This window comes from Hymenobacter sp. BT730 (assembly GCF_030542105.1).
GTDB lineage: Bacteria > Bacteroidota > Bacteroidia > Cytophagales > Hymenobacteraceae > Hymenobacter.
The window spans coordinates 533,333-546,368 of record NZ_JAUOFB010000002.1 but is presented as its reverse complement, the minus strand read 5'-3'; the positions used below and the strand labels follow the sequence as shown (position 1 = coordinate 546,368).

The window sequence follows — 13,036 nt, the reverse complement described above, 5'->3', positions numbered from 1 at the left end:
AAACACTAGGAAATAGCAATCCACTCCCATAGTTTTGTTTCATCCTATCTATAATACTTACAAAATACAGATGAAAACTATTTACCGTTTCTTATTACTATTCCTTCTCCTATTGATTGCGCACGCCAGTACCCGGGCGCAGTCTGAGCAGCGTGCTCCCTCCCGTACCGTTACGGGCCTCGGTGACCCAGAACCTGCTATGCCTCGTATCCTATCCAGCCCTATTGCCGGGATTAGCCTGGAGTCACTTTTTGAAGGCAACCAGTCTGAAACGCCGGACAGCCTGCCGCAGGACCGGATACCAGCCACCAAAAAACAAGAATCGCCGGGGCATACCTCCGAGGAGAACCAGTCGGGCAAGCCGCGTTAGTACTGCAGCCACAGAACGACTACCGAGCGTCGGTTCCGGCATTCACAATCCGGGTGGGTGTATCCTTACCAGAAATAATACTGGCAGCACTCTGTGCAATGGCAGTAATTACTGCCGTCATGTTCTTGAGATTCAGGCTTTCGACCTCATCATCAACTGAGTGGTAGAGGTTATCGGTTGGAATCTGGTCGGTGCTAATGGTGTGCGCCGGTACGCCCAAGCGGGCCAGGGTAGCATTATCGGAGCGGTAAAACAGTTGCTGCTCGGGGTACGGGTCCGGCTCAAAGCGGAAGGCGCTGCCTGCCAGATTGCGCTGCAGGATTTTACCGAAGTCTGATTTATCATACCCCGTAATAAAGGCAGTATTAGGGCCAAACTTGGCGGGCTTCCCAATCATTTCAATATTGAACATGGCCACTACCTGCTGAGCCGATATTTGCCGGGAGAAATATTGGGAGCCAAACCCACCTATTTCTTCTGCTGCAAAAGCTACGAAAACCAGGGTGCGGGCATTGTTCTTCTGCTTCTTGAAGTATTCAGCCAATGCTACTACCGCACTGGTGCCGCTCGCATCATCGTCGGCTCCATTTGCAATGGAGTCGCCGGCAACGGCCGGCAAAATTCCCAGATGGTCATAATGGGCAGAGAAAACTACCTGCTCATTGGCGCGGTTTTGATCCTGGCCCGGGAGCACGCCTACCACATTGCGCATTTCCACGGCATGCACCGTGGTGTTGGCCGCTACCCGATAGTGTATAGGGTTGTTATTCACGGCTACCAAAGCCAGCACCGTTGAAAAAGGGCCGGGTTTTTCGGGACGCAACTGGCCACTCTGCAAACGGCGGCTTAGCTTTTTAAATGCCTCTTCGTGAGCTGGATCTACAAAAACCACAATGTTTTCGCTAGGCTCCAGCAAGGGCCTGATAACCTTACTGAAATTGGCTTCGGCCCCCAGTACAATGACGCGGGCTGCAGGGTCATCATCTTCAGCCCAGTTTAAGTGGGGCTGGCCGGAAACCAACAATGTCTTTTCTTTGGCAATGGGCACATTATTGAGCATCACATACAGGGCGGTGGTGCGGGTCTCATAGGCAGTAAATATTTGCTCATAGCTGGTGAGCCCGGGAAATTTTTGCAAGCCGATACGGTTGAATTCGGCCGCTAGAAACTTAGCGGCCAGCAAGCCGCCCACCTGGCCAGCGCGGCCTTGCATGGCATCAGCAGCCAGCGTTTTCTCTACACGCTCCACCGTGGCCGCCGAAATTACGACAGCTGTAGTGGCACTAGTTTTTTTCTGGGCCAGACAAGTAAAAGCAGCCCAAACAAATACAACTATGAAAGTAATGGATTTCATACCACAAGGTAGGCAAATTGCCTCAGGTAGCCGAAACCGATACCGGCATTATCCTTTTTTCTACCATCCTATCTTTCTGGTTCACTAATATGCTCAAGGTGCTTTAAACTGCATAATTTAAACTAATCCAAGCTAATCCTTTAACTTGCTCTATATGCATGGGAGGCATCGAAACACACCTATCCTTATAATAATGCAAGAAACGGCGACTTTAAACGGGCTGGAAAAAGAAAACCCGCTGGCCAAGACCAGCGGGTTCTGTTAAGAAGTTGATAAGCTTCCTTATTTTTGGGAGGCCAACTGATTCAAGTGCGACACGGCATTAAACAGGTCGTCTTCCGTTTTAAGACTGGCTTTTTTAAGCTGCGCACGCAATGGCTCGGCCCATTCAGCGGGAACGGCAGCTAATAGTGCCTTCTGAGAAGGTTTTATCAACGTCATGGTTCCCTGCGGATTCAGCAGATAGTACTCGGGAGCATCTACCAACTCATCGTATGGGCGGTCGGCACTATAGGCTTGCTGGGTACTGGCCTTGTACAGCGTTTTTACGGGCCGTTTGAGCAAGCTATAGGGGCCGGAGGGATGCAAAACCTCCAGAAATTCCGGCCGATTGGGCTGATTGGGGAGGTTGGAGAAAAGCCGGAACCTATGCGTGACGGCCTGTCCTGGCAGGGCGTGAGCATCGTTCAGAGTAAACTCTACAATCCGTCCTTGGTCTACCCAAATGGAGTCTCCCTTGGGTCGACGCGCCATAATCTGACGGGCATATACATCGTACTTAAGGGGCACATTTACTACCCGTTGATTGGTGGAGAGCAGTATATCACCAGTACTCCAGTTAGGCAGAAAATAGGGAGTTCCTCTGAGCCCCTCGTACATTTTGTTCTTCACCATCACCACGGTGTTGACATCATTTCCAGCCAACAACCGCAGATTTTCCTGTTCATTGAGGGGGCTTCCCGGTACCTGCTGGCCAAGCGCTGCGGGGGCAGCAAACATTACCAACATAAGCAGACTGCCTACTGCTTTCGGAAAAACAAAAGCGACATAATTCTTCATAATACCGCTAGTATACAGGTTTTCCCGGAGCTATTTCTTTTGTGCAGCCAGTACATTGAGCCGGGAAACGGCGTTAAACAAGTCATCTTCTCCCCGAATTTTGGCCCCTTTCTGCAATTGCTGCCGTAGAGCAGCAGCCCAGTCTGCAGGAACAGCGGCCAGAAATGCCCGCTGCGTAGGTTTTACCGGCAGCAGCTGACCAATAGGTGAAAGCAGGTAATATTCCGTAGTGTTGGTTAGCTCATTGTAAGGCACGGCCGGCACGTAGGGAGTTTCTGCCTTAGCCGGAATCAGGTTCTTGCCGTAGCGCTTCAATAGGAAATAGGGTCCTTCATCATTCAGGACTTCTAGAAACTGAAAAGGCTCCTGATGCCCTGGTAGATCTGCAACTCGTCGAAAATGCCGCTTAACAGGTGCTTTCCCCGTCCAGGCATCAATAATGGTGAACTCCGTTATTCTAGCGGGATCTACAAAAATAGAATCTCCCTGCGGCCGCTTTACTACCAAGTTATGACTGTAAGCATCAAACTTGAGCGGCATTTCCGTAATTATCTGCTCAGAGGTGAGCACCACCTCACCTACTCCCCATTTAGGCCAGACATACTGAGTACCCTTAAGCGGCGTATTGCGCTGCTGAAAGAGCATGCGTGTATTGGTGGCATTAGTGCCACCCAGCATAAATACACTTTCCGGGTCATCGGATTTAGGCACCACGCTCTGAGCATTTGCAGCGGGCAGCAGCAGAAAGCCAGTAAAGCCCAGAAGCGGAATTCGGGCCAGAAAACAGAACCGGGACAACATATAATGGCCTGATAGAAGGTGGATAGAATTGGTAGTAAGATAATTCCTTTTATGATTTATCCCAGCGTTACTACCAAGTCATCGGCATGCACCAGGGTACCTTCGGGCAGATTTACGGCCTGCACTATGGTATCCTCTGAAGCGGTGATGGTGGTTTCCATTTTCATAGCCTCAATAATGAACAGCGGCGCGTTGCGCTTCACCTGCTGGCCATCCTTCACCAACACTTTGGACAGCAGCCCCTGCAAGGGCGCGCCTATCTGGCGGGCGTTGGCTTTGTCCGCCTTGGGGTTTTGCACGCGCTTCACCTCCACACTGGTGTCCCTGATTTCCAGATTACGGGTCTGGCCGTTGAGGGAAAAGAAAATGGTCCGGCAACCGTCCTCGTTTACCGGCCCAATGCTTTGCAGCCCCACGATGATGCTTTTGCCTCGGGCAATTTCAATAATGGTTTCCTCGCCCGGCTGCAGGCCGTAGAAAAACACCTGGGTGGGCACTACTGATACCTCGCCGTACTGCTGCAGGTGCGCCCAATATTGCTCAAATACTTTGGGGTAGAGGAGCCAGGAAAGCAGATCCGTAAACTTGCTCCGCTGGCCAAATTTCTCCTCAAACTTCTGCCACTCAGCGTCAAAATCAATGGGCGCAAGGTGCTCGTTGGGGCGGTCGGTGAAGGGCTGCTCGTCTTTCAGAATAGCCTTCTGCACGTCTTTAGGCCAGCCGCCTTCGGGCTGGCCAATATCCCCACGGAACAACTCCCGCACCGATTCCGGGAAGCTCAGGCTGGGGCCTTTTTCCAGCACATCGGCTGTGGTCAGGTTATTGGAAACCAGAAACAAAGCCATGTCCCCTACCACTTTGGAAGAAGGCGTTACTTTGATGATGTCGCCGAACAGTTGGTTGACATCGGCAAAGGTGGTTTTCACGGTTTCAAACTTATCCAGCAAGCCCAGAGAAGCGGCCTGCGGCCGAAGGTTGGAGTACTGTCCACCCGGAATTTCGTGCTGGAAAACCTCGGAAGTACCGGCCTTCAGCCCCGACTCAAACGGATAGTAATGCTCGCGCACAGCTTCCCAGTAGTTCGAGAATTCGTTGAGGGAGCGTTGCTCAAACTCCCGGTGGCGCGGCTGCCCACGCAACATCTCTACTACTGAGTTAAAGTTGGGCTGCGAGGTAAGGCCCGACAGGCTACCCAAGGCTACGTCAATTACATCAACTCCGGCCTCCACTGCTTTCAGGTAGGTAGCGGCCTGCAGGGAAGAAGTATCGTGGGTGTGCAGGTGGATGGGCAGGCTGATGGTGTCGCGCAGGGCGGTAACCAGCTCTTTGGCCGCGTATGGCTTTAGTAGCCCGGCCATATCCTTGATGCACAGAATATGGGCACCGGCTTCTTCAATCTGTTTAGCCAGACGCAGGTAATATTCCAGGGAGTATTTCCGGTTGCGCTTGGGGTCCAGAATGTCGCCGGTGTAGCAGATGCTGGCTTCGGCTAGGCTCTGGGTTTTATTGCGCACAAAACCAATGCAGGCTTCCATACCCGGCATCCAGTTCAGGGAATCGAAGATGCGGAACACGTCGATGCCGGTTTCCGCGGCCTGCTCTACGAAGCGCTCCGTGAGGTTATCGGGGTAGGCTTTGTAGCCCACGCCATTGGCCCCGCGAATGAGCATCTGCAGCAGAATATTAGGCACTGCCTGGCGCAGCTTCGCCAGCCGCTCCCAGGGGTCTTCGTGCAGGAAGCGAAGCGCCACATCAAACGTAGCCCCTCCCCAGCATTCCAGCGAAAACGTTTGGGGGTGCATGCGGGCGTAGCTTTCGGCCACTTTCAGCATATCGAAAGTGCGCATGCGTGTGGCCAGCAGGCTCTGGTGCGCATCGCGCAGGGTGGTATCGGTGTAGTGGATATGCTTTTCGGCGCGCAGCCATTTGGCAAACTCCTGCGGCCCCAGCTCGGTCAGCTTCTGCTTGGTGCCGGGCGGGAAGGCCGCCGTGTGCGCTACTTGCCCATTGCCGGCAGGTGCCGCGTCGGTTGTGGCATCCAGCGCCATGCGCCAGCCAGTGGCCGGGTTTACCTCCGGCAGGCGCGGCTTGCGCAGCTCGCGCTTAGCGTCAATCAGCCCTCTCACATCGGGGTGGCCGTTCACAATTACGTCGCCCAGGAAGCTGAGCACCTTGGTGGCCCGGTCCAGGCGCGGCTTAAATTTGAACAGCTCCGGGTGGTCTTTGATGAAGTCTACATTGGCTTCGCCGGCCATGAAAACCGGGTGCGCAATGATATTCTGCAGGAACTGAATGTTGGTGCTCACGCCGCGTATCCGGAACTCATCCAGGGTACGGGCCATTTTAGTAGCAGCACCCTGCAGCGTGGGCGCGTGGGTGGAAACCTTGACCAGCAGGGAGTCAAAAAACGGCGACACTTTCACGCCGGTGTACACCGAACCCTGATCCAGCCGGATGCCAAAGCCGCCCGCCGAGCGGTAGGCCGTAATGGTGCCATAGTCGGGCTTGAAATCCTGCTCAGGGTCTTCGGTGGTGATGCGGCACTGAATGGCATACCCAATTTTCAGCGGCGTTACTTCCGGGCCCAGCCCGACTTCCGGGTCGCTGAGGCGGCGGCCGTCGGCAATGTGCAGCTGGGTTTTAATCAGGTCAATGCCCGTAATCATTTCGGTTACAGTGTGCTCTACCTGAATACGGGGGTTTACTTCAATAAAGTAGATTCGGTCGTGCTCGGGATTCACCAGGAATTCCACGGTGCCCACGTTGTTGTAATTTACAGCCCGGCCCAGGCGCAGCGCATACTCATACAGGAGTTCCCGCATGTGCTCGGGCAGGTTGAGCGAGGGCGCCACTTCTACCACTTTCTGGTAGCGGCGCTGCACGGAGCAGTCCCGCTCGTAGAGATGGGTAAGGCTACCGTGGTTATCGGCTACCAGCTGCACCTCAATGTGCTTGGGCTGCTCCACAAACTTTTCCAGGAACACGGTATCGTCGCCGAAGGCTTTAAGGGCCTCATTGCGGGCCTCGTAAAAGCCCCGCTCCATCTGCTCATCGTCGCGGATGATGCGCATACCGCGCCCACCCCCGCCGGAAGCCGCTTTCAGCATGACAGGGTAGCCGATGCGGTGCGCCTCTTCCTGCGCAATTTCAAACGTGGTCAGGTCCTGAATGCTGCTCTCGATGATGGGCACCTGACACTGCACCGCCACTTTTTTCGCGGCTACCTTATCTCCTAATGCCTCCATCACCTCGGGGCGCGGGCCGACAAAGATGAGGCCTTCCTCACCGCAGCGGCGGGCCAGGGTAGCATTTTCACTCAGAAAGCCATAGCCCGGATGGATAGCATCAACCCCGTTCTCCTTGGCCGTCCGGATAATGCCTTCAATGTCCAGATACGGCTTCAAGGGCTCATCGTCGCGGCCTACCTGGTAGGCTTCATCGGCCTTGTAGCGGTGCAGGGAGTAGCGGTCCTCGTAGGTGTAAATAGCTACCGTGGTAATGCCCAGCTCAGTTGCCGCGCGCAGTACACGAATGGCAATTTCGCCCCGATTGGCGACCAGCAGTTTGCGGATATTCATCTTGGAACGTGGAGTTTGGATGGAACAGGGAAGGTGCTGCAAGCTACGGAATGGTGTGCGAAGTGTTAGCGAATTTTTGCTAAAATCATATTTTTCGCAAACTACACGCTCCTGTTAATTCTTGAATAAAGTAAAAAACGCGCAAACCTTCTCTGCCCACTGCAGTTTGCAGAGGACCTTTCTCAATTCACCTTCCACGCATGGAATTCGCGGATAAAAACATCCTGCTTGTGGGCGCTTCTTCAGGTATCGGGCTGGCTACGGCCCGCCTGCTGCACCAGTTAAACGCCAATTTATTTACTGCCTCCCGCCACCTGTCTCCGGAGCTGGCCGAGCTGAATACCACCTTCATTGAGCTGGATGTAACAAAGCCCATCGGGGGGATGCTGGATGGCTTGCCCGAGGTGCTGCACGGCGTGGTGTACTGCCCCGGCAGCATTAAGCTCCGCCCGTTTGAGCGCATTCCGATGGACGATTTCCGGGCAGATTTCGAGTTGAACGTATTGGGCGCGGTGCAGGTATTGCAGGCCACCATGAAGCGACTTAAGAAGGCTTCCGGAGCCTCTGTGGTGCTGTTTAGCACGGTGGCCGCTGAAACCGGTATGGCCTTTCACGCCAGCATTGCTACCTCCAAAGCGGCCGTGGAAGGTCTGGCCCGCTCCCTGGCATCGGAATATGCCGGCAGCGGCGTGCGGGTAAATGCCATTGCCCCTTCCCTAACAGATACACCACTGGCAGCGGCGCTGCTGAACACCCCGGAAAAGGCCGAGGCCAGCGCCAAGCGCCACCCACTACAACGCGTGGGTCAGCCCCAGGACCTGGCCTATATGGCCGCCTTCCTCCTCTCCGACCACGGCTCCTTTATTACCGGGCAGGTGTTGCCCGTAGATGGCGGGATGGGCCGCTTGAAGTAATGCTGTACTTTCCGCAGACATCTACGCTAGCAGCACATGGCTAAAATCGTATTGTTCTGGCACCGGCGCGACCTGCGCCAGCATGATAACGCGGGCCTCACGGCAGCGCTGCAAAGCGGCTACCCGGTGGTGCCGATGTTTATCTATGACCGGGATATTCTGGAAGCGCTGCCCAGCCGCCGGGATGCGCGTGTCACGTTTATCTACCAGGAAGTGGAGCGCCTGGCCCAGCAAACGGAACAAGCCGGCGGCACTTTCCTGGCCTACCACGGCCAGCCAGTAGAGGTGTTCGAGCAAGTACTGCAGCAGCTGGAGGTAGCCGCCGTGTACACTAATGAAGATTATGAGCCCTACGCCACTGCCCGGGACACGGCCGTGGCGGAACTGCTGAAGGCGCGCGGGGTGGAGTTTCGCTCGCTCAAAGACCAGGTCATCTTCGCCAAGAATGAGATTCTCAGTAAGTCCGGCACACCCTCCAAAGTGTTTGGGGCCTACAGCAAAGCCTGGCAAGCTTCGCTGCGCGACGAGCACTTAGCCGCTTACCCCACGGCCGAACTCTTCCGGACCGACAATCTGCAAGCCTTGCCCGCTGCGCCAGCCCGCCCCACGCTGCCGGAAATGGGCTTTATTCCCTTTGAGCAGTTTGTGCCCTCCGCCGAGTTGCCCGATGAGACGCTAGTCCGCAACTACCATAACACCCGCGACAAGCCCGGCCTGGTAAATAGCAGCACACGCCGCTCGGTGCACCTGCGGTTTGGCACCCTGAGCGTGCGGGAGCTGATGCAGCAGGCGCGGGAGCTGAATCCTAAACTGCTGGGCGAGCTGATCTGGCGCGACTATTTCATGATGCTGCTCTGGCACTTTCCTTTCACCGCTACCGAAAGCTACGACCCGCGCCTGCGCCGCGTGCCCTACCGCAACAACGAAGCGGAGTTTGCTGCCTGGTGCGAAGGCCGCACGGGCTACCCGCTGGTTGATGCGGGCATGCGGGAGTTAAACCAAACGGGCTATATGCCCAACCGGGCCCGTATTGCCGCCGCGGGCTTTCTGGTGAAGCATCTGCTTATTGATTGGCGCTGGGGCGAGCGGTACTTCGCCGATAAACTGCTGGATTATGACCTGGCCCAGAACGTGGGCAACTGGCAATGGATGGCCGGCACCGGCGCCGTGGCCGCGCCCTGGTTCCGGGTGTACAGCCCGCAAAGCCAGCAGGAACAGTACGACCCCACCTTTGCCTACGTGTGGCAATGGATACCCGAGTTCGGCACCTGCGAATACCCCAAGCCCATTGTAGACCACAAATTTGCCCGCGAACGGGCCATTACCACCCTGCGCACTGCTTATAAAGCAATGGAGTAAACTTCGGCGCCGGAACCAAGCAGGTTCCGCACGGTTATAGACGTACTATGGAAAAGGAGCGCATCAAACAAGCCTACCTCGATTATGTGCTGCGCAAAGGCAGCCCGCCCGCCTCGGTCTACAAGCTCACGCAAAAGCTGGGTCTGCCCGAGCAGGAATTCTACCGTTTCTATGCCAACTTCGATGCCATTGACCGGGAGCTGTGGGCCGATTTTGGCCGTCAGGCCCGCGCTACGGCCGAGAAAGAGCCGGTATGGGCGCAGTATAGCAGCCGCGAAAAGCTGCTCAGCTTCTACTACACCCTGCTCGAAATTCTAAAGCGCAACCGTAGCTACGCCTTGCAGGCGCTGCGCCGCTCTCTGCACCGTATGCCCGGCCTTACGCCCCGCGTGCTTGATGATTTCCGGCAGGAATTTGAGGTTTTTGTGGCCGAACTCCTGCGCGAAGGCCGCCGCACAGAGGAAGTAGCCTCTCGCCCCATCATTCAGGATCAGTACCCGCGCGCCTTTTGGCAGCAGATGCTGTTTGTGCTGGGCTTCTTCGCCAAAGACGATACCGTGGACTTTGAGCGCACCGATGCCGCCGTAGAAAAAGCCGTGACTCTGAGCTTCGACCTGGTAGGCCGCAACACCTTGGATTCCGCCCTGGATTTGGTGCGCTTTCTAGTGCGGCGGTAGACATCCAACCTGCTTTTCCCCTTTCCAAATTCATGGAAGAAACCTCCAAATCCCTCGACTCCCTGCCTACTACCAAAGTGGCGCGGGCGGCGCGCTTTGCTAAAACCGGCTTTAACGTGGGAGCCAACTACGTGAAGCACTACGCCAAGCGGGCAGTAGGCGCCGAAAGCACCACCCAGGATTTGCACGAAGCAAATGCGGCGGAGCTCTACGGCACGCTGAGCGAGATGAAAGGCTCGGTGCTGAAAGTGGCTCAGATGCTGGCCATGGAGAAGAACATTCTGCCCACAGCCTACGCCAACCAGTTTGCCCAGGCCCAGTACCAAACCCCGCCCCTGTCTGGCCCGCTGGTAGTAAAGGCGTTTCGGGATGCTTTTGGTAAGTCACCCTTTGATGTGTTTGAGGAGTTTGACATAAACGCCCGGCAGGCAGCTAGCATCGGGCAAGTGCACTTTGCCCGCAAAGAAAGCCGGGCCCTTGCCGTGAAAGTGCAGTACCCCGGCGTGGCCGACAGCATCCGCTCAGATATCCGGCTGGTGAAGCCCATTGCCCTGCGTATTCTGGGACTGGATGAAGCCACCGTGCGGCCCTACCTGCAGGAAGTGGAAACGCGCCTGCTGGAAGAAACCGATTATGCACTGGAACTGCGGCGGGGCCAGGAAATTGCGGCCGCCTGCGCCCACCTGCCGCACCTGCAGTTTGCCCAATATTACCCGGAGCAGTCTTCGGCCCGCATCCTGACCATGGACTGGCTGCCGGGCCAGCACCTGAAAGAATTTCTGGCTACGGCTCCCTCACAGGAAGTTCGCAACCAGCTGGGCCAGGTGCTCTGGGATTTCTACATGTATCAGCTAAACGAGCTGCGCCAGGTACATGCCGACCCGCACCCGGGCAACTTCCTGCTCCGAACCGATGAAGGCGGCACCCTGGGCGTGCTGGACTTTGGCTGCGTAAAGGAAATTCCCGCGGAGGTGCACCGGCTATTCACCGCTCTGCTAGCCCCGGAGACCCTGACTGATCAGGCCTTGCTCACAGCGCTACTACAGGAAGCCGGCGTGGTGCGCCCGGAAGATGCCGCTGCCAAACGAGAATTTTACGTCAGCACCATGCAGGCCTCGTTGGAGCTGGTAGGCCGCCCTTTCCGGCAGGACACGTTTGATTTCGGCGACCCTACCTATATGCAGGCCCTGTATGCTTTAGGTGACGACCTGATGCAGCAGCCCGAGCTGCGCCAGCAACGGGAACCGCGGGGATCCGAGCATTTCATTTATTTGAACCGCACCTACGTGGGCCTGTATGCTTTCCTAACTGAGCTAAAGGCGCAGGTTCGCACCCGCTAAGCAGCCTGCTTATTATCCGGAAGCTCTTCCTAACTTTTTACTTTGCTTTCCTTCTCACTCACTATCCACTCTCCTATTTCCATGAAAAAAATCTGGACGCTTTGCCTGGCGCTGCTGGGCACAGCCACCCTAGCCTCGGCGCAAACCACGACTTCGGCCGCAAAACCAGCTATGAGTTGCTGCGCCAAGCCAGCAGCCAACCAGCAAGCCACCGAAGCCTTTGCCATGCTGGCCTCCAACGAGGAATTCTCCGGCGGCCACGATGCGCCCCTGCCCTACGAGTACCAGGGCCCCGGTGAGATGATTGAATTCAAAACTACCGACGGCCAGACCGCTCGCGGCTTCGAAATCAAAAGCAACGTACGATCCGACAAGTATCTATTCGTGATTCACGAGTGGTGGGGTCTGAACGACTACATCAAGAAAGAAGCCGCCCGCTTTGCCACCGAGCTGAAAGGTGTCAACGTTGTTGCTCTCGACCTCTATGATGGCAAAGTAGCAGAAACGGCAGATGAAGCCGGCAAGCTGATGCAGGCCGTGCAAACGCCCCGCGCCGAGGCCATCATTAAAGGAGCTATTCTCTATGCCGGCCCGAAAGCCCAGATTGCCAGCGTAGGCTGGTGCTTTGGTGGTGGCTGGTCATTGCAAACAGCTCTGCTGGCCGGACCAAAAGCGGTAGGCTGCGTGGTATACTACGGCATGCCAGAGAAAAGCGTAGACCGCCTCAAAACGCTGAACACCGATGTTCTGGGCATTTTTGCTGCCCAGGATCAGTGGATTTCCCCCACGGTAGTTGGCGAGTTTGTGCGCAACATGGAAACGGCCAAAAAGAAGGTGACCATTAAAAACTATAACGCTGACCACGCCTTCGCCAACCCCTCTAACCCCAAATACAGCAAGGAGTACGCCGAAGATGCCCATGCGCTGACGGTAGCTTACCTGCGCAAAAACTTCAAGCTGAAAGGCTAACTGCTCTACGGCAGCTTTTCGAATTCCCCTTACACACGCCTTTCCGGATTCCGGGAAGGCGTGTTGCTTTTATAAGAATTGTGAATCGCCTATTTTTAATCGCCCCACTCTATTCCTACCTCACCATGTCCACTACGCTAAATGCTTTATTGACCGAATACGGTGACAGCCACCAAAATCCTACCAACAAGCTGGTGCACTGGATATGCGTGCCGCTGATCATGTTTTCTCTTTTGGGCCTGCTGTGGTCGGTGCCTATGCCGGCGGGGGTGCGCGCACTTAGTCCGTGGCTGAACCTGGCTACGGTGGTCATGGTACTGGCCGTGGTGTATTACTTCCGGCTCTCGGTGCCACTAGCCATTGGTATGGTGCTGATTAGCGCCGCTATGGCATTAGGGTTGAAGCAGCTAGAGGCTAACGCCGTGCTGCCGCTGTGGGCCATCTGCCTCATCATTTTCGTGGTGGCTTGGATAGGGCAGTTCTGGGGCCATAAAGTGGAAGGTAAAAAGCCCAGCTTTCTGAAAGACCTACAGTTTCTGCTGATTGGTCCGCTGTGGCTGCTGCACTTTGTATACCGCCGCCTGGGCTGGCAGTATTAGCACCCTTTTTCTATAC

The 13,036-nt window shown here is 55.7% G+C and carries 11 protein-coding genes; 7 read left to right on the top strand and 4 right to left on the bottom strand.

Annotated elements, in window-relative coordinates; genetic code table 11:
• The first annotated feature begins 112 nt into the window (after positions 1-112).
• Positions 113-370 carry a hypothetical protein gene (locus Q4G72_RS09165; protein ID WP_303311119.1) on the top strand — a complete coding sequence of 86 codons (258 nt, stop codon included), beginning with the start codon at positions 113-115 and terminating at the stop codon, positions 368-370.
• Between the two features lie 19 nt (positions 371-389).
• Here Q4G72_RS09165 and Q4G72_RS09160 read toward each other — a convergent pair whose 3' ends face one another.
• The 4 genes from Q4G72_RS09160 to Q4G72_RS09145 form a co-directional block, all read right to left on the bottom strand.
• Entirely contained in the window at positions 390-1,724 is a 1,335-nt protein-coding gene (locus Q4G72_RS09160) for a M20/M25/M40 family metallo-hydrolase (protein ID WP_303311118.1), read from the bottom strand.
• A 282-nt stretch (positions 1,725-2,006) separates the two neighbouring features.
• A complete protein-coding gene (locus Q4G72_RS09155) occupies positions 2,007-2,783 on the bottom strand; it encodes a hypothetical protein (RefSeq protein WP_303311117.1) in 777 nt (258 codons plus the stop codon).
• A 30-nt stretch (positions 2,784-2,813) separates the two neighbouring features.
• Entirely contained in the window at positions 2,814-3,584 is a 771-nt protein-coding gene (locus Q4G72_RS09150) for a hypothetical protein (protein ID WP_303311116.1), read from the bottom strand.
• A 56-nt stretch (positions 3,585-3,640) separates the two neighbouring features.
• Positions 3,641-7,162, bottom strand: coding sequence for a pyruvate carboxylase (locus tag Q4G72_RS09145; protein WP_303311115.1), 3,522 nt, complete (start codon positions 7,160-7,162; stop codon positions 3,641-3,643).
• 200 nt (positions 7,163-7,362) lie between these two features.
• Between Q4G72_RS09145 and Q4G72_RS09140 the strand changes: the two genes are divergently transcribed.
• From Q4G72_RS09140 to Q4G72_RS09115, 6 genes are all read left to right on the top strand, one after another.
• Positions 7,363-8,076: an SDR family NAD(P)-dependent oxidoreductase gene (locus Q4G72_RS09140; protein WP_303311114.1), complete on the top strand. Its 714-nt coding sequence runs from the start codon at positions 7,363-7,365 to the stop codon at positions 8,074-8,076.
• A 36-nt stretch (positions 8,077-8,112) separates the two neighbouring features.
• Complete coding sequence (locus Q4G72_RS09135; RefSeq protein WP_303311113.1) at positions 8,113-9,435, top strand: cryptochrome/photolyase family protein; 1,323 nt, start codon at positions 8,113-8,115, stop codon at positions 9,433-9,435.
• A gap of 47 nt (positions 9,436-9,482) precedes the next feature.
• Positions 9,483-10,112 (top strand): TetR/AcrR family transcriptional regulator, encoded by a 630-nt coding sequence (locus tag Q4G72_RS09130; RefSeq protein ID WP_303311112.1) that lies wholly within the window; start codon positions 9,483-9,485, stop codon positions 10,110-10,112.
• Positions 10,113-10,144: 32 nt separating this feature from the next.
• Positions 10,145-11,452, top strand: coding sequence for an ABC1 kinase family protein (locus Q4G72_RS09125; RefSeq protein ID WP_303311111.1), 1,308 nt, complete (start codon positions 10,145-10,147; stop codon positions 11,450-11,452).
• 81 nt (positions 11,453-11,533) lie between these two features.
• Positions 11,534-12,421 (top strand): dienelactone hydrolase family protein, encoded by an 888-nt coding sequence (locus Q4G72_RS09120; RefSeq protein WP_303311110.1) that lies wholly within the window; start codon positions 11,534-11,536, stop codon positions 12,419-12,421.
• A gap of 125 nt (positions 12,422-12,546) precedes the next feature.
• Positions 12,547-13,020, top strand: coding sequence for an Mpo1 family 2-hydroxy fatty acid dioxygenase (locus Q4G72_RS09115; protein WP_303311109.1), 474 nt, complete (start codon positions 12,547-12,549; stop codon positions 13,018-13,020).
• The last annotated feature ends 16 nt before the right edge of the window (positions 13,021-13,036 follow it).

What these genes read in the sequence shown, in the direction of transcription:
- Q4G72_RS09160 (WP_303311118.1), bottom strand. Translation starts at nt 1,724, where the DNA reads ATGAAATCCATTACTTTCATAGTTGTATTTGTTTGGGCTGCTTTTACT.
- Q4G72_RS09155 (WP_303311117.1), bottom strand. Translation starts at nt 2,783, where the DNA reads ATGAAGAATTATGTCGCTTTTGTTTTTCCGAAAGCAGTAGGCAGTCTG.
- Q4G72_RS09150 (WP_303311116.1), bottom strand. Translation starts at nt 3,584, where the DNA reads ATGTTGTCCCGGTTCTGTTTTCTGGCCCGAATTCCGCTTCTGGGCTTT.
- Q4G72_RS09145 (WP_303311115.1), bottom strand. Translation starts at nt 7,162, where the DNA reads ATGAATATCCGCAAACTGCTGGTCGCCAATCGGGGCGAAATTGCCATT.
- Q4G72_RS09140 (WP_303311114.1), top strand. Translation starts at nt 7,363, where the DNA reads ATGGAATTCGCGGATAAAAACATCCTGCTTGTGGGCGCTTCTTCAGGT.
- Q4G72_RS09135 (WP_303311113.1), top strand. Translation starts at nt 8,113, where the DNA reads ATGGCTAAAATCGTATTGTTCTGGCACCGGCGCGACCTGCGCCAGCAT.
- Q4G72_RS09130 (WP_303311112.1), top strand. Translation starts at nt 9,483, where the DNA reads ATGGAAAAGGAGCGCATCAAACAAGCCTACCTCGATTATGTGCTGCGC.
- Q4G72_RS09125 (WP_303311111.1), top strand. Translation starts at nt 10,145, where the DNA reads ATGGAAGAAACCTCCAAATCCCTCGACTCCCTGCCTACTACCAAAGTG.
- Q4G72_RS09120 (WP_303311110.1), top strand. Translation starts at nt 11,534, where the DNA reads ATGAAAAAAATCTGGACGCTTTGCCTGGCGCTGCTGGGCACAGCCACC.
- Q4G72_RS09115 (WP_303311109.1), top strand. Translation starts at nt 12,547, where the DNA reads ATGTCCACTACGCTAAATGCTTTATTGACCGAATACGGTGACAGCCAC.